The sequence below is a fragment of the Methylobacterium sp. CM6241 genome, from assembly GCF_054817845.1.
This window is the reverse complement of sequence record NZ_CM139246.1, coordinates 437446-452144: the sequence shown is the minus strand read 5'-3', so window position 1 is coordinate 452144 and position 14699 is coordinate 437446. Positions and strand designations below refer to the sequence as shown.

Annotated in this window: 17 protein-coding genes; 10 read left to right on the top strand and 7 right to left on the bottom strand. The window is 65.6% G+C overall.

Annotation, left to right across the window (positions count from 1 at the left end):
• Window positions 1-198: 198 nt before the first annotated feature.
• Both ACYQR9_RS02175 and ACYQR9_RS02170 read left to right on the top strand, forming a co-directional pair.
• Window positions 199-1191 (top strand): HAMP domain-containing protein, encoded by a 993-nt coding sequence (locus tag ACYQR9_RS02175; protein WP_461228541.1) that lies wholly within the window; start codon window positions 199-201, stop codon window positions 1189-1191.
• A complete protein-coding gene (locus ACYQR9_RS02170; protein WP_461228540.1) occupies window positions 1130-1894 on the top strand; it encodes a methyl-accepting chemotaxis protein in 765 nt (254 codons plus the stop codon). The genes ACYQR9_RS02175 and ACYQR9_RS02170 overlap by 62 nt, the downstream gene beginning before the upstream one ends.
• Before the next feature lie 219 nt (window positions 1895-2113).
• Here ACYQR9_RS02170 and ACYQR9_RS02165 read toward each other — a convergent pair whose 3' ends face one another.
• Entirely contained in the window at window positions 2114-3448 is a 1335-nt protein-coding gene (locus tag ACYQR9_RS02165; protein ID WP_461227898.1) for an IS1182 family transposase, read from the bottom strand.
• Window positions 3449-3786: 338 nt separating this feature from the next.
• The gene (locus tag ACYQR9_RS02160) at window positions 3787-4485 is read right to left on the bottom strand and encodes a glutathione S-transferase family protein (protein WP_461228539.1); all 699 of its coding nucleotides are present in this window, start codon (window positions 4483-4485) and stop codon (window positions 3787-3789) included.
• A 114-nt stretch (window positions 4486-4599) separates the two neighbouring features.
• On the opposite strand from ACYQR9_RS02160, the gene ACYQR9_RS02155 reads away from it, so the two are divergent.
• Window positions 4600-5175 carry a TetR/AcrR family transcriptional regulator gene (locus ACYQR9_RS02155; RefSeq protein ID WP_056421968.1) on the top strand — a complete coding sequence of 192 codons (576 nt, stop codon included), beginning with the start codon at window positions 4600-4602 and terminating at the stop codon, window positions 5173-5175.
• Window positions 5176-5505: 330 nt separating this feature from the next.
• Window positions 5506-6327 (top strand): oxidoreductase, encoded by an 822-nt coding sequence (locus ACYQR9_RS02150; protein ID WP_461228538.1) that lies wholly within the window; start codon window positions 5506-5508, stop codon window positions 6325-6327.
• A gap of 45 nt (window positions 6328-6372) precedes the next feature.
• On the opposite strand, the gene ACYQR9_RS02145 is transcribed toward ACYQR9_RS02150, so the two are convergent.
• Window positions 6373-7281, bottom strand: coding sequence for a LysR family transcriptional regulator (locus tag ACYQR9_RS02145; RefSeq protein ID WP_056421964.1), 909 nt, complete (start codon window positions 7279-7281; stop codon window positions 6373-6375).
• Between the two features lie 139 nt (window positions 7282-7420).
• Here ACYQR9_RS02145 and ACYQR9_RS02140 point away from each other — a divergent pair, with 139 nt between their 5' ends.
• Window positions 7421-8035 (top strand): glutathione S-transferase family protein, encoded by a 615-nt coding sequence (locus ACYQR9_RS02140; protein ID WP_461228537.1) that lies wholly within the window; start codon window positions 7421-7423, stop codon window positions 8033-8035.
• A gap of 41 nt (window positions 8036-8076) precedes the next feature.
• The gene (locus ACYQR9_RS02135) at window positions 8077-9006 is read left to right on the top strand and encodes a pyridoxamine 5'-phosphate oxidase family protein (protein WP_461228536.1); all 930 of its coding nucleotides are present in this window, start codon (window positions 8077-8079) and stop codon (window positions 9004-9006) included.
• A gap of 37 nt (window positions 9007-9043) precedes the next feature.
• Here ACYQR9_RS02135 and ACYQR9_RS02130 read toward each other — a convergent pair whose 3' ends face one another.
• Window positions 9044-9214 (bottom strand): hypothetical protein, encoded by a 171-nt coding sequence (locus ACYQR9_RS02130; RefSeq protein WP_200919005.1) that lies wholly within the window; start codon window positions 9212-9214, stop codon window positions 9044-9046.
• A 268-nt stretch (window positions 9215-9482) separates the two neighbouring features.
• Between ACYQR9_RS02130 and ACYQR9_RS02125 the strand changes: the two genes are divergently transcribed.
• From ACYQR9_RS02125 to mscL, 3 genes are all read left to right on the top strand, one after another.
• Window positions 9483-10193 carry a phosphatidylserine decarboxylase gene (locus tag ACYQR9_RS02125; protein ID WP_018045459.1) on the top strand — a complete coding sequence of 237 codons (711 nt, stop codon included), beginning with the start codon at window positions 9483-9485 and terminating at the stop codon, window positions 10191-10193.
• Window positions 10194-10282: 89 nt separating this feature from the next.
• Window positions 10283-11128 (top strand): CDP-alcohol phosphatidyltransferase family protein, encoded by an 846-nt coding sequence (locus ACYQR9_RS02120; protein WP_056421958.1) that lies wholly within the window; start codon window positions 10283-10285, stop codon window positions 11126-11128.
• A 56-nt stretch (window positions 11129-11184) separates the two neighbouring features.
• Window positions 11185-11607, top strand: a complete 423-nt coding sequence (gene mscL / locus ACYQR9_RS02115) for a large conductance mechanosensitive channel protein MscL (protein WP_461228535.1) — start codon at window positions 11185-11187, stop codon at window positions 11605-11607.
• A gap of 2 nt (window positions 11608-11609) precedes the next feature.
• On the opposite strand, the gene ACYQR9_RS02110 is transcribed toward mscL, so the two are convergent.
• The 3 genes from ACYQR9_RS02110 to ACYQR9_RS02100 all read right to left on the bottom strand — a co-directional run bounded on the left by ACYQR9_RS02110 (window position 11610) and on the right by ACYQR9_RS02100 (window position 13502).
• Window positions 11610-11915, bottom strand: coding sequence for a hypothetical protein (locus tag ACYQR9_RS02110; RefSeq protein WP_461228534.1), 306 nt, complete (start codon window positions 11913-11915; stop codon window positions 11610-11612).
• Window positions 11916-12123: 208 nt separating this feature from the next.
• Entirely contained in the window at window positions 12124-12534 is a 411-nt protein-coding gene (locus tag ACYQR9_RS02105; RefSeq protein ID WP_056421956.1) for a DUF1236 domain-containing protein, read from the bottom strand.
• Window positions 12535-12758: 224 nt separating this feature from the next.
• Window positions 12759-13502, bottom strand: coding sequence for a sigma-70 family RNA polymerase sigma factor (locus ACYQR9_RS02100; RefSeq protein ID WP_056421955.1), 744 nt, complete (start codon window positions 13500-13502; stop codon window positions 12759-12761).
• A 302-nt stretch (window positions 13503-13804) separates the two neighbouring features.
• Between ACYQR9_RS02100 and ACYQR9_RS02095 the strand changes: the two genes are divergently transcribed.
• A complete protein-coding gene (locus tag ACYQR9_RS02095; protein ID WP_082470619.1) occupies window positions 13805-14572 on the top strand; it encodes a DJ-1/PfpI family protein in 768 nt (255 codons plus the stop codon).
• Window positions 14573-14699: the final 127 nt, after the last annotated feature.

Below are 14699 nucleotides of genomic sequence, written 5' to 3'. Positions count from 1 at the left end.
TGCGGACGTCGTCGCGCAGCCTGATTTATCTGAGAAAATTGAAATATAACTCACTACTGGCCAATCAAGACTGTAGATATCGAGTTTTTTGAGTCATTTTCTGCGTTATAATTTCGTTAATCCGCTATATATATTACGCATGGCATCAATCGTTGCTGATCAAGGCGGGTGCCCGTGAGGAATAAGATTTTTGCACTCATGGCTGTGTCGCTTGTCGTGCTGTGCTCGACACTCGCGATATACATCGGCGCGTTTACGCTACGGCCGATGGCGCGGGACGCCGCAATGACTTCGGCCATGACCGGCATCGCCCGATCCGTCGAAATGTTCATGGTTTCGACAAAGAAATTCAACGCCGAGTTCGAACAGGCCTCTTCCAAACAAGATAAGGACGCTGTCCGAGAGACGTGGACGACGACGATCCGCGCCGTCGACGACGCTGTCATCCATGATTTTGGCCCCGACAATCTACGGGTCCGCCTCGTGAATGATCCCGCCATCACGGGCATACCATCGTCGGGCGGAACCGCGACGGCGGTCGAAACGGATTTTGAGCGAAAAGCTCTGCAGCAGTTCATCGACGGTCGCAATGAACCGATCGTCACCGAGGAAGACGGCTTCCTCAAGATTTCGGCTCCACTTCCGGCCTCCGCACATCCGGGATGTGCGAACTGTCATGACTTACCGGTCGGATCGAAGACCGTTCTGGGGTCCATCAATGCGTATGCCCCGCTGAAATCGGCGATCGCAAAATCCGACAGCGAGGCGAGGACCGTCGCTTCCGTTCTCGCCGTCATGATTACGCTGGTGTTCGGCTGCCTGTTCTGGCTCATCCACAAGCTCGTCATCGTCAGGGTTCAAGCCGTCACCAAGACCATGCTCGATCTGGCCCGCGGCGACATCCATGTCGCGATTCCCTTCAGCAAAGGGCGGGACGAACTCGCGCGGATGGGCCAGGCCATCAACGTTTTCCGCGAGAATGCATCGCAACGCCAACGCCTCGAAGCCGAGGCGCGGGCCGATGAGCAGATGCGCATTCGGCATCAATCGAAAACCGAAGAACTGATTGACGACTTCCGGAACCATGTCGGCTCCTTGCTGGAAAAAGACGACGTCGGATGCCGCCCGAATGCAGGCTACTGCGGCAAGTCTTGGCGGGATCGCGGCAGCATCCCTCAGCAAAGCCAATGAAGCGACTGACGCAGCCAACGAGTCGGCAGACAGCGTGAGCACGGTTGCGGACTCGGCGAGCAGGATTGCCTTGTCGATCAACGAGGTTGCCGACCGTGTCTCTTACTCCGCCGAAGTGGTTGGCCGCGCAAGCCAGAGTGCCCTGTCCAGCAACACGATGATTGCGGGCCTTTCCCAGGCCGCGGCCCGCATCGGTGACGTGGTTCAGGTCATCTCAACGATCGCCCGACAGACCAATCTGCTGGCGTTGAATGCAACCATCGAAGCGGCGCGCGCGGGGGATGCCGGCAAGGGGTTCGCTGTGGTGGCGAGTGAGGTCAAGCAATTGGCCGAACAGACCTCCGCCGCCACCCAGGAAATTGCCAAGCAGGTGGATGGCATCCAGACATCGACCCGGGACTCCGTCGTCGCGATCGAAGCCATCACGGTGTCGATGCACGAGGCCAACGCGTGCATGAGCCTGATCGCACAGTCGATCTCTCAGCAGGGCGCGGCCACGAAAGGGATCAGCGACAGCGCGCTCGGCGCCTCGGAGGGGACGGCGCGGGTCACCAACGCCATGGAGGAGTTGGTGGGCGCTGCGAACTTGACGACGGTGGCCTCGGGAAACGTCGCCAGCGTCGCGACCGAACTGGTGTCCGCGAATGAAGACCTCGCGAGCACGGTGGAGACCTTCCTCCGGTCCGTGGTCGCGTCTCGCTGATCGGGCGAATGGTCCCCGGATGAGGGGATACGGGTCGATCGTGAAAGCCGGGCATGTTCGCCCTGGCGCTCGGGATGGCCACGGCGGGCGGGCGCCCATGTCGGCGGGACAGCCCGAACCCATCCTGGTGGAGGTACCAACCCCTAGGAGCCCGTCCGAGTAACGATTTTTCGGATTGAGGTCGGGGTTGAGATCAAGGCGAGCCCGCCCGCGTCATGCTCAGCGCCCGGCCTTGGCCAGCTTGAGGAGGTTGTGGGCGGTGCAGATCATCGCCCATTCGCCCCGGACCTGATCGAGCCCGCGGAGCAGGAACTGGCGGAAGCCCAGGGCCTGCTTGATCTGCCCGAATACCGGCTCGACGACCTGCTTCCTGAGGCGGTAGCGGCTCCGGCGGCCAGCCCGCTTCAGCCGCGCGGCCATCGCACGCATCAGGGGCGTCTTCGTCAGCTTACGACGCCCGGCCGCATCCGCCTCGCCGTGACGCGCCCGCCCCGGAGCGAGATAGGCGGTGATCCGCCGCTCCTTCAGCGCGGCCAGGTTCGCCTCGTTGGCAAAGCCTGCATCGCCCGAGACCTCGCGCGGCTTGCGCCCGAGATGAGCGCGGACGTCGTCGATGAGCGGCACGAGGGCGCGAGCGTCGGCGGCGTTCGTCACGAGGCGGTGGGCTACGATGATCTGATGCGCGGCATCGACGGCGATCTGCCCGTTGTAGCCCTGCACGAACCCGTCGCGGGTCGGCAGGATCCGGCTGTCCGGGTCGGTGAAGTTGCGCTGCGCCCGGTCCGGCGGACCGCCGTCCTCACCGCGCAGGGGCCGCCCCTGCCGGCGCATGCCCGAGGATGCACCCGGCCCGCTCTCGTCCTCGGGGTCGGGCGGATCGACCGCTTCCGCTTCCAGCGCGGCCTTGGCGGCGCGGATCGTCTCCAGCCGTCGCTGCTTGTCGGCCATCCAGTCCGGCGTCTCGTCGCCCCGTCGGTTCGCGCCCTGCACCGCATCCTCGGCCGCGTCCGCCTCCCGCGCCTGCTCCAGCCAGGCGTCGACTTCGGCGGCCAGCGCCGGCTCGGCCGTCTTCATGCGTCCGTAGCTCATCGCCTTGTGGCGGGAGGCGTTGGCCTTCACCTTGGTCCCGTCCACCGCCACGTGGGCGAACTGGACCAGACCGGCCGCGCGGCACAGGCGCAGCACCTGCACGAACAGGTCCGACAGGGCCACGAGGTGGCGCTTGCGGAAGTCGGCGATGGTGCGGAAGTCCGGCCGGTTCAGCCCGGTCACCGCCATGACGTCGACCCGCTCCTCGCAGGCCCGGGCGAGCTGACGCGACGAGTACAGGCCACGGCTGTAGCCGTAGAGCAGGAGCGCCACCATCATGCCCGGGTGGTAGGGCGGGTAGCCGCGCTCCTCGACGTAGGTGTCGAGGATAGCCGAGAGGTCGAGCGCTTCCCGCACCGTGTCGCGGACGAAGTGCGCCATGTGCCCGGGCGGCACGAACTCGTGCAGCGAGGGCGGCAGCAACCAGCCCTGATCCACATCCCAGGAGCGAAACACCTTGGCCATGAGCCGAGTGAATCACCCTCTGGCCTCGCCGTCGAGAGGATTACTCGGACGGGCTCCTAGACGTCCGAGATGGGTGAGGGCGGGCGCTGAGCCTTTGCCTTGAAGCGGACATTCCGCTCCCGGCCCATGCCAGTCGTTACGATGAAGTCGGCGCTTCCCCAAAGCGATCGCCATCGTGTGCTTTGAGAACGTCGACGATGCCTCGATCGACGATGTCCCCCACGGCAGCGCGGTACTCGGAGGGCTTCCCCTGGATCAAGTCGATCCGTGCAAAAGGCATGATGATTTCCTGGGGCAAGATTGCGGTCGGCCCCCCACCGGGACCGACCGCTTTGCGCTCACGTCCGGTTGTCGATCTCCGGCACACCGCTGCTCCTGTCCGAATAGGCAGCGATAAAGGCCGGCCGAGACTGCCAGCGCTGCCAGAAGGCATCGAGATGCTCGAAGCGCTCATCGAGCGGAGTGGCGTTCACCGGGAACTTGGAGAACGCGATGGCCGTCGCCAACGTGATGTCCGAGAACGTCGGCTGATCGCCGCCCAGCAGCCACGCATGGCCGTCGGAGAGGTGCCGGTCAACCAAGCCGGCATGCGCCAGGGCCACCTTGCGGGAGTGCTCGCCCCAGGCCGGATTGCTGGTCAGTTCGAGCTTCGGGCCCAGACCCTGATGCAGGACATGGAATGCAGTGACGATGGGATAGAGGATGTGCACCCACACCCGGTTGTCCCACATCTGATCAAGGCCACGCTCGTGCGCCGTCTCGCCCATGATCTTGCGGCCTTCGAACGTGTCGTCGAGGTAGCGAGCGATGGCGGAGGTCTCGCTCAAGTAAGAGCCATCGGCGAGCGCGAGGGTCGGTGTCTCGCCCCAAGCGTTCATCTTCAGGTGCTTCCAACCCCGCTGCTCGCCGACCGGTGACATGTCGTAGACCGTCTCGTCGAAGTGATCGGCGATGCCCTTCTCGTGCATGAAAATCCGCAGGCGCTGCGGGTTCGGGAAGGCCGAGGGTGAGGTGAAGAGCTTGAGCTTGTCGGACATCGGTATCTCGCTTTCCTAAGGGTTTTGCCTGTCTGTCAGATGACAGACATCGAACTACGACCGATATCTTGTGTCGTCAACCCCTGTCTGCCATATGACAGGAGGAGGTTGAGAATGGCAGCGACGTTGAAGAGGGATGTGCGTGAGGCGATCCTCGTGGCCGCGAGGGAAGCAGCGATGGCCTATGGATACGGCGGCATCAATTTCCGCGACCTCGCTCAGGCCGTTGGCATCAAGGCCGCCAGCATCAACTACTACTTCGCCAATAAGGCCATCCTCGGCGAGGCAGTCGCGCGCCGCTATTGGGAAGACATTGCCCGCGATCTTGAAGCTATTTCAACGGATGCGCAAAGTCCGATGGAAGCGCTGCGGCAATACCCCAGCATTTTTCGTCTCTCTCTGGAGCGCAATAATCGCATGTGCCTCAGCAGCTTCATGGCGACAGAGTATGACGCGTTGCCTGAGCAGGTTCTGAAGGAGGTCCAGTCTTTTGCAGACGTCAATACGGCATGGCTACGCGAGCAGCTCGTTGCTGCAAAACTAGTCGAGGCGAAGGACGGGAATACGAGAGCCCTTGCCATCTATGCTGCTGTAGCCGGAGCTCAGATCATCGCTCGAAGCCGTTCGGATATAAATCTGTTCGACTCGTTGGTCAGGAGCTATCGAGAGACAGGACTCCTTCCGAACTGATCAAAAGCCCGCACGAAGACAAGGTCCGCTTCCATGCTTGGTCGATCGTAAGCGGTCAGGCTTAAATCCACCGATTCCAGTCGTACTCTCTGGCTCGCTGGGCCGCCTGGAAGCAGACCTTCCCAGCGTCTGCCAAGGGTCGTGAGCGAACGGTAACAACCGTGAAATTTCCGCCCCTTGCCTGCCGGCGACTTGGGCGGTGGCCACGTGAAGTCGACGCACGCCATCGCGGATGGGACGGCTCCCCCGACACGTCTTGCAATTATAGATTATGATTATAATCTATAAGCCGAAGCAGTCCCCCGAGGGGACGCATCGTGGGAGAGCGTCGTGGGCAAGACGGACATCAAGACGGCCATCGTCACCGGAGCGGCATCCGGCATCGGACTGGCAACGGCCAAGGCCCTGAAAGCGGCGGGCTACCGGGTCTACGGCACGAGCCGCAGACCCGCGCAGAGGCGGGACGGGGACGTCACGATGCTGGCCTGCGACGTGACCGACGACGCCTCCGTCGAGGCCCTGGTGCAGACGGTCCACGGCGAGACCGGGCGGATCGATCTGCTGGTCAACAATGCCGGTTTCGGCATCAGCGGCGCGGCGGAGGAATCCACGGTCGCGCAGGCGCAGGCACTCTTCGACGTCAACCTGTTCGGCGTCATCCGCACGACCCGGGCGGTGCTGCCGCTGATGCGGGCGCAGGCGGGCGGCCGCATCGTCAACATTAGCTCCATCCTGGGGCTCGTCCCGGCGCCCTACATGGCTGTCTATTCGGCCAGCAAGCACGCGCTGGAAGGCTATTCGGAATCCCTCGACCACGAGGTCCGCGGCCAGGGCATCCGCGTCGTGCTGGTCGAGCCCGCCTATACGCGCACGGCCTTCGACGCGAACCTGGTCTCCCCCGATGCCCCGTTGAGCCTCTACGATTCCGATCGCGCCGGCCGGGAGCGTTTCACGCGTGAGGTCATGGCCACGGCCGACGCGCCCGAGATCGTCGCCGAGGTCGTGGTGAAAGCCGCCACCGCGGCGGCGCCCCATCTGCGCTACACCGCCGGATCGATGGCGCGGCAGGCCAGCCTCCTGCGCCGTTTCGTGCCGGCAAAGCAGTTCGACAAGAGCTACCGCAAGCAGATGCGCCTTCCCCCGGTCTCCTGAGCCTCCGCCCTTCGGGGGACGTGGGAAACATGGTCCGCCCGTCTCTCAGCCACGATCGGGATTGACCATCGGGTCGGCCTGGAGCCTCGCCGCGGCCAGATCGATGAAGGCGCGCACCTTGGCCGGCGCGCGCCTTCCCTCCAGGGTCACGATATGGACCGGGAGCGGCACCGCGTCCGGATCGTCGAGGACCAGCCTGAGCCGGCCTTCGGCGACCGATGGCGCCACCTGATAGGACAGCAGGGGCGCGATCCCCTGGCCCGCAAGGGCGGCCGCCAGGACCGCGTCGATCGTGTTGCAGATCAACCGTGATTGCGTGGCGCCACGCGTCGGCCCTTCGGCCGGGGAATGGCGCTCGTAGGACAGTCGCGTTCCCATCAAACCGATGGTCGCGTGGCGGTGCAAATCCCCCATCGATTGCGGTGTCCCGTTCCGGTCGAGATAGTCCGGCGCGGCGCAGAGAACCCTGCGGACGGTGCCGACCCGGACCGCGACGAGCCCGGAATCGGCCAGATGACCGATGCGGATTCCCACATCGGCGCCCTCCTCGATCAGGTTGACCACCCTGTCGAGGAACAGCGCGCGCACGCTGACGGCCGGGTAACGCGCAAGAAAATCCGTAATGGCGGGCAAGACATAAAGCCGCCCGAACTGAACCGGAGCGGTGATCGTCAAGGTTCCGGAAGGTGTCGCGTAGGCGCCGGCCGCGAGTGCTTCTGCTTCTTCCATGTCAGCGAGAATGCGGCGGCAATCCTCCAGATAGCGTCCGCCCGCCTCGGTGAGCATCAGCGAGCGCGTGGTCCGCGTCAGCAGCCGGGCTCCGATCCGGTTCTCCAGGGCGGCCACCGCACGGGTCACGGCGGGTGGGCTCATGTTGAGTTGGCGCGCCGCGGCAGCGAATCCCCCGCTCTCCGCCACCCGCACGAAGACCCGCATCGCCTGCCACCGGTCCATGCCGGCTTCCTCCTCACCCGCGGATTATTCCAAAAACCGGAATAGTCGATTGCGGAGAATGCCGGTTCACGCCTTCCACGCAAGGGTCTCTGATGTGTCCGTGGCCGGCGCCCTCGTCCGGCCGTGGCGGAGATCCATCATGAAACTGTTCCACATGGCCCTGTCCGGGCATGCGCACCGGGCGCGTCTGTTCCTGTCCCTGGTGGGCGCGGATTGCGAGATCGTCGAGGTCGACCTCGCCGCCGGCGCGCACAAGACGCCGGAATTCCTCGCCCTGAACCCGTTCGGACAGGTGCCGGTGCTCGTCGACGGCGACGTGGTGGTTCCGGATTCCAACGCCATCCTGGTCTACGTGGCCAAGACACTCGGGCGCACGGATTGGCTGCCGGAGGATGCCCTCGCGGCGGCGCGGGTGCAGCGCTGGCTCTCGGTGGCGGCCGGACCCATCGCCTTCGGCCCCGCCGCCGCCCGCATGATCACCCTGTTCGACGCTCCCTTCGACGCCGGGGAGGTGATCGCCCGTGCACATCAAATCCTCGGCCGCCTCGAGGCGGAACTCACCGGTCGCGACTGGATCGCCGCCGACCATCCGACCATCGCGGATGTGGCCCTCTACAGCTACGTCGCCGCAGCCCCCGAGGGAAATGTCGATCTGGGCCCTTATTCCGAGATCCGAGCCTGGCTCGGCCGCATCGAGGCGCTGCCCGGTTTCGTGCCCTTTCCGACGACGGCGGCCGGCCTGCGCGTGGGCTGACACCACACCCTGTCACGAAACCCTTTTACTGGGAGATTCCCGTGTCATTGGTCCATCACCGCGCCTCACCCTGGCATTCGGGCGAGATCGCGATCCAGAATCATGCGGGCGTCACCGAGCGCATGGCCGAGATCGGTCCCCGCGTCATCCGCGACCGGATGATCGACCAGCATCGCGACTTCTTCCGGAACTTACCTTTCGTGGTGCTGGGGGCTGTGGACCTGGAGGGTGAGGTCTGGGCGACGATCCGGGCCGGCGAACCGGGATTTCTCGACGCGCCGGACCCCTTCCGCCTGCGCGTTCGGAGCCCCGCCGATCCCCACGATCCTGCCGAGGCTGGCTTGGCGGGCGCATCGGCGGTCGGTCTTCTCGGAATCGATCTGGCGACGCGACGCCGCAATCGCCTGAACGGGATCGTCCGGCGCGAGGAGGGCGACGAATTCGAGGTCCGGGTGCAGCAAAGCTTCGGCAATTGCCCGCAATACATCCGGGTCCGGCAGCAGCCTGAGCGTTTACTTGTTCCCGTCGCGGCTGCCCCGGAGATCGGCCGCGGCCTCGACGACCGCGCCCGGGCGCTCATCGCAGGCGCCGATACGTTCTTCGTCGCGACCTATGCGGACGGGGAGGAGGGGAACCGCCAAGTCGATGTCTCGCATCGCGGCGGCCCCAAAGGTTTCGTTCGGATCGGCGAAAACGACGTGCTGACGGTCCCGGATTATTCCGGCAACCGATTCTTCAATACACTTGGAAACATCCGCGCCAATCCTCGCGCCGGGCTCGTCTTCATCGACTTTACCAGCGGTGACCTGCTGCAGATGTCGGGTCGGGCGGAGGTGCTCCTCGATACTCCCGAGATCGCGAGTTTTCCGCGAGCCGAGCGGCTCTGGCGCTTCGCGCCCCGCACCCTCGTCCGGCGCGTGGGGGCCGTGCCGCTCCGGTTCGAGGCCGCTTCACCCCCCGGACGTGCCTGATCCCCTGGGCGGCACGGACTTCCCCCCGTGCTTCGCCTCAGCGACGGCGGACCTGGCTCTGTTTCGTGTGGAGCACCTTGCGTGCCCGCGCCTCGTGGATCGCGGCCACCTTCATCAGAAGGCGGCGTTCGACGTCCGAGGGAGCGCTCGCGGCACAGTCCCGCAGGGCGATCGCCGCTCGCACATGCATCAGCGCCCGATCCAGCATCCGGTCCTCGCTCTTCGCCTCATTCCCTTCCTGCCTAGCGCCGCTGTGCTTAAGGCATCATCAAGCCGGATGCCGGGGCGGAGCGGTCGCGCGCGCCCAAGGACGCATCCATTCTTCGTCCGTCTTCACGAAGGTCCGGCCCGGCACCGGGCAGGCCGTCCGGGCGCCGCCGATCCGCTCCGAGAGTTGACGCCGGCCGTCGGGACTGCCAACCCGGCCGCATTGCGGGCGCGGCCGCTCCCTCGGTCCGCAGGAGTACCGAATCTTCATGTCCGATCTGCTTGAGACGATCCGCAGAACCCTCGTGCCGATCCACAAGGAGGGCTACCCCTTCATCCTGATCGGCATCGTGCTGACCGTGCTGTTCGGCTATTTCGCCCAGTTCGCCGGCTGGATCTTCCTGATCCTCACGCTGTGGGTCTGCTATTTCTTCCGCGATCCCGAGCGGGTGACCCCGGTGGCGGACGGCCTGGTGGTTTCCCCGGCCGACGGCCGGGTGAACCTGATCTCCACCGTGCTGCCGCCGCCCGAACTCGACCTGCCGCAGGAGCCGATGACCCGGATCTCGGTCTTCATGAACGTGTTCGATTGCCACGTGAACCGCGTTCCCGTCACCGGCAAGATCGGCCAGATCGTCTACACGCCCGGCCTGTTCCTCAATGCGGAACTCGACAAGGCCAGCGACGACAACGAGCGCAACGGCCTCGTCATCGAGACCACGCATCGCGGCAGCCCCCTGCGCGTCGGCGTCGTGCAGATCGCCGGATTGGTGGCTCGCCGCATCGTCGGCTGGGTGCAGGCGAACGATACTTTGAACGTGGGCGAGCGCTTCGGCCTCATCCGCTTCGGCTCCCGCGTCGACGTCTACCTGCCGGTGGGGACTCGGGTGCTGGTCGGCCTCGGCCAGAAGGCGGTGGCGGGCGAGACCGTTCTCGCCGATCTCGGCGGCGGCCCCGAGCGCAGCTTCCGCCGCATCTGATCCCGCCCGGCCCCGCCCTGGCGGGGTCGCGATCCTTCGCGGACGGTGCCCTTGAGGCCCGTTCGCCCGTCTTTCTGAAAAGGCGCGTCATGGATGATCTCTTTCCGCCCTTCGAGCCGGATGCCAACGAGCCGAAGCCGCGCCGCTTCAAGGCGGTGCCTTTCCGGATGATCGCGCCCAACATGATCACCCTGATGGCGGTGTGCCTCGGGCTGACCGCGATCCGTCTGGCATTCGAGGGCAAGTTCGAGCCGGCCGTGATCGCCATCGTCGCGGCCGCCTTCCTCGACGGGATCGACGGGCGCGTCGCCCGCATGCTCAAGGGAACGTCACGTTTCGGGGCCGAGCTCGATTCCCTCGCCGACTTCGTCAATTTCGGCTGCGCGCCGGCGCTCATCCTCTACGGCTTTGCCCTGAAGGAGCTGCGCTCGCTCGGCTGGATCGTCGCCCTGATCTTCGCCATCGCCATGGCCCTGCGTCTCGCCCGCTTCAACGCGATGCTCGACGATCCCAACCGGCCCGCCTGGAAGAAGGACTTCTTCGTCGGCATGCCGGCGCCGGCCGGGGCCCTGACGGCTCTGCTGCCGCTCTATCTCCACTTCCTCGGCCTGCCGATCGAGCGTTGGGCCGCGCCGGTGGTGCTCGGCTACACGCTCTGCATCGCGCTCTTGGTGGTCTCCACCGTGCCGACCTTCTCCGGCAAGACCATGGGCAAGCGCGTTCCCCGCGAATGGGTGCTGCCGATCTTCCTCGTGGTGGTCGCGGCCTTCGGCCTCTTCATCAGCTACCCGTTCGAGGCCATGGTGGTGATGGCGGCCGGCTACCTCATCACCCTGCCGATCGGGGCGGCGCAGTATCGGCGCCGGGCGAAACACGAGGAGCGCCTCGACGCAACCGACCGTGGACAGATCGGTACGGCGCCTGTCGAAACCTGATCGCCTCGCCTAACGTCCCGGCGGGAATGCGGGCGGCGCAAGTTTTGGAGGCGACGGTGCTGGAAGAATTCAAGAAATTCGCGTTGCGCGGCAACGTCGTCGATCTGGCGGTGGGCGTGATCATCGGCGCCGCTTTCGGCTCCATTGTCACCTCCGCCGTCCAAGACGTGTTCATGCCGGTCATCGGCGCGATCACGGGCGGGCTCGACTTCTCGAACTACTACATCGCCCTCTCGTCGAGCGTGCAGAAGGGGGCGGCCTACGCGGACGCCAAGAAACAGGGCGCAGTGATCGGCTACGGCCAGTTCATCACGGTGGCGCTCAACTTCATGATCGTCGCCTTCGTGCTATTTCTCGTCATCCGGGCGATGAACAAGCTCCAGTCCCAGGAGGAGGCGAAGCCTGTTCCCGAAACCCCGGCGGACGTGAAGCTGCTGGGCGAGATCCGCGATATCCTCGCGGCCAGACCCAAGGTCTGAGATCAGATCGTCGTCGCGGGCGGTACCTTCAGGTCGTCGAGGAGGCCATCCAGGGCCTGCTCCACCGCCCCGGTGCCTTCCTCATGGGTCTTCAGACGGATCTCGAGACGGCGCAATTGCGGCTCGAACTCTTCCGGCACAGCCGGATCGCCGAGGAATTTCGGCGCATCGTCCTGCGTGGTGAAGACGGAGCGCAGCTGCTGGCCGAGATGATCCCGCACCGGCTCGGGCAAGGCCGGATCGACATCCGCGCCGCCGGCCTGACCGGGGGGCGATTTATCAATGCGGAAGAACGGATCGTTCGCCATATCGGGTCTCTCCTCAATCAAGAGCAATAACCAGCCGGGGCGGAGAGTGTTGCGTGCCCCGACTCACAAATGTTGATGGTACCCGATTCAGCGCCGGTATTTCTGGTATTCCTCGTGCGAACCCCGACGATCTTCCGATCCACGAAAAAGCCCCCGGTGCCGTGGCACCGGGGGCTCTTGCCGAATGGTCAGCTGCGATCGACGATGATTAGTCGATGACTTCGACGATGCGGCGGCTGCGATCCACCAGGACCGGACGGTCGTTGACGATGGTGTAGCGCGCGCCGCGGGCATTGTACTCGGACGGCACGTCGTAATAGGTCACGCCGGTGCCGGGCAGGGTCGCGCCGACGCGGACGTCGCCGTCGTAATTGTAGGAGCTGTGACGCTCGCGGGTGACGTACTGGCGGAAGCGGGGACGGTCGTCGACACCGAGGATGCCACCGACGGTTCCGGTCGCAGCGCCGACGGCACCACCGACGATGGCACCTACGGGACCAGCTGCATCGGCACCTTCCTGGGCGCCACGCTCAGCGCCGCGCACGAGGCCCTGGGCCTGGGCGGCGAGGGGGAGGGACAGAGCGATCGCCGAAGCGGCGAGAAGGGTCTTGATGTTCATGATCGAGATCTCCGTATCCGATGACCCGCGAACGGTGACGCTCAGCGGGGTTCGGGGCAGTAACGCCCCATCTCGGAAAAGGGATGCCTCGAAAATCGATTTTGCCGGAATGTCCCGATCATGCCCCCGATGGGAGAACGATATTCCCCGTCCGCAAGGCGTCGCGGAACGGGTAGCTCGGTGAGCATGGTGGGGAGCCGATCCCGACCGCCCACCGGGCGGCGTCAGGCGTCCTTCGGCATGGCCGACTGGATCAGCCGGTCCGAGCTGAGGTCTTCTTCGTCGTAGCCGAGCAATTCGGCGAGCCGCCCGCGGGCACGGCTGACGCGGCTTTTCACCGTGCCGACCTTGCAGCCCATGATCGTGGCGGCCTCTTCGTAGGACACACCCTCGGCGCCCACGAGGACGAGGGCCTCGCGCTGATCGGGCGGAAGCTTGGCGAGCGCCGTCTGCAGATCCTCGACATCGAGGCGGTCGCCCTGGTGCGGTGCCGTCGCGAGACGCGCCGCGTAGGAGCCGTCCTGGTCTTCCACCTCGCGCACGCGCTTGCGGTGGTCCGAGTAGAAGATGTTGCGCAGGATCGTGAAGAGCCAGGCATTCAGGTTCGTGCCCGGCTGGAACCGTGCGCGATGCTGCCAGCCCTTGAGCAGGGTGTCCTGCACGAGATCGTCCGACCGGGCGGGGTTGCTGGTGAGCGAGAGCGCGAAGGCTCGCAGCGACGGCACCGCCGCGAGCAGACCGTTGCGGAACTCGGGTTCCACCTGCTCGCCACGGGCCTTCAGGGCGGCTTCCAGCTTCTCGATGAGTTCGGCGAAGCGCGTTGCCGGCTCGTCCGCGCCAAGGCGGTCGTAGACGGTGCGGAGCTGGTCGCCGAGATGTGAGCGGATGGTCGCGGTCAGGCCCGGCCGCCCATCGTCGTTCGTGTCGCTCAGGAGGTCGTCGCTGGTTTCAAGGACGTCGCGTGTCATGGCTCGTCGTATTCTGGTCGTTGGGCAGGAAATCGTCCGGTTCGGGCCGGCCGTATCGGATCGGTCCGCCTGACATCGACGGCGAGGCCGTAGCGTGTCTCGGGTTGTAGCGCATCATACCCGGTCACGCACCCCGCCAAGCCACGCAAATGGCGACCTGCGCCGTTCGCGTCCACATGCGGCGGATGGCATCGGCGGCGGCGACATCTTCCCGATATCGAGGAAGGAGGGCCGCCTCTGCTTGCGCCCCATATCCGGCCATTGTCTCACCTGTCTCTCTGCCATCGCGAAAGGAATCGTCCATGCATCGTCGCGCCTTCACGGCGAGTCTCACGGCGGCCGTCCTGGCCGGGCCGGGCGATGCGGTTCGCGCGTCGGCTCGTAGCAGGCCACCCGTCAGCATTGCGATGCTGATGTTTCCCGGCATGACGGCTCTCGACCTCGTCGGGCCGCAGGCGATCCTGGCGGGTCTGGCCGGCGGCCGGCTCCACCTCGTGGCTCGCCAGACAGGCCCGATCCCCAGCGATACGGGTCTGACAATGGTGGCCGATACGTCCTTCGAGACCTGTCCGGGCGAGATCGACGTACTCTTCGTGCCCGGCGGCGACGCGACCCCCGGCCAGATGCGCGAGGAGGCGACCCTCGCCTTCCTGCGCGACCGGGCGGCACGAGCGTCCTGGGTCACCAGCGTCTGCACCGGTTCGCTCATCCTCGGCGCGGCGGGACTGCTCCACGGCTACCGCGCCACCTCGCACTGGTGCGTGCGCGAGACCGTGCTGCCGCGCCTCGGCGCCATTCCGGTGAACCGGCGCGTGGTGGTCGATCGCAACCGGATCACGGCGGCGGGCATTTCCGCCGGCCTCGACTTCGCTCTCGTCCTGGCCGCCCTTCTGCACGGCGACGATGCTGCGAGGACGAGCCAGCTTGTCGCCGAATATGCGCCGGAACCGCCCTTCTCCGCCGGCACGCCCGAGACTGCCGGGCCGGATATCGCCGCTGGCGCCGGAGCGATTCTCAAGGATCTGGTGGATGGGTCTCTCGCGGCGGCAGCGAGCTACGCGCCGCGATGAGGTCCGGGGCTCAGGGCCTCCGGCCGCACATGGTCTCCCTCCCCCGCGACGGCGCATCATTTTGCCGGAACTCCGTTGAATGGCCAAGGTTTAGCCCCTGGCGAGAAAGCTGCATGGTCGCGATGCG

Excerpts from the sequence above, each read along its gene's own strand:
- ACYQR9_RS02175 (WP_461228541.1), top strand. The coding sequence starts at position 199 with ATGGCTGTGTCGCTTGTCGTGCTGTGCTCGACACTCGCGATATACATC.
- ACYQR9_RS02170 (WP_461228540.1), top strand. The coding sequence starts at position 1,130 with ATGCAGGCTACTGCGGCAAGTCTTGGCGGGATCGCGGCAGCATCCCTC.
- ACYQR9_RS02165 (WP_461227898.1), bottom strand. The coding sequence starts at position 3,448 with ATGGCCAAGGTGTTTCGCTCCTGGGATGTGGATCAGGGCTGGTTGCTG.
- ACYQR9_RS02160 (WP_461228539.1), bottom strand. The coding sequence starts at position 4,485 with ATGTCCGACAAGCTCAAGCTCTTCACCTCACCCTCGGCCTTCCCGAAC.
- ACYQR9_RS02155 (WP_056421968.1), top strand. The coding sequence starts at position 4,600 with ATGGCAGCGACGTTGAAGAGGGATGTGCGTGAGGCGATCCTCGTGGCC.
- ACYQR9_RS02145 (WP_056421964.1), bottom strand. The coding sequence starts at position 7,281 with ATGGACCGGTGGCAGGCGATGCGGGTCTTCGTGCGGGTGGCGGAGAGC.
- ACYQR9_RS02140 (WP_461228537.1), top strand. The coding sequence starts at position 7,421 with ATGAAACTGTTCCACATGGCCCTGTCCGGGCATGCGCACCGGGCGCGT.
- ACYQR9_RS02130 (WP_200919005.1), bottom strand. The coding sequence starts at position 9,214 with ATGCTGGATCGGGCGCTGATGCATGTGCGAGCGGCGATCGCCCTGCGG.
- ACYQR9_RS02125 (WP_018045459.1), top strand. The coding sequence starts at position 9,483 with ATGTCCGATCTGCTTGAGACGATCCGCAGAACCCTCGTGCCGATCCAC.
- ACYQR9_RS02120 (WP_056421958.1), top strand. The coding sequence starts at position 10,283 with ATGGATGATCTCTTTCCGCCCTTCGAGCCGGATGCCAACGAGCCGAAG.
- ACYQR9_RS02110 (WP_461228534.1), bottom strand. The coding sequence starts at position 11,915 with ATGGCGAACGATCCGTTCTTCCGCATTGATAAATCGCCCCCCGGTCAG.
- ACYQR9_RS02105 (WP_056421956.1), bottom strand. The coding sequence starts at position 12,534 with ATGAACATCAAGACCCTTCTCGCCGCTTCGGCGATCGCTCTGTCCCTC.
- ACYQR9_RS02100 (WP_056421955.1), bottom strand. The coding sequence starts at position 13,502 with ATGACACGCGACGTCCTTGAAACCAGCGACGACCTCCTGAGCGACACG.
- ACYQR9_RS02095 (WP_082470619.1), top strand. The coding sequence starts at position 13,805 with ATGCATCGTCGCGCCTTCACGGCGAGTCTCACGGCGGCCGTCCTGGCC.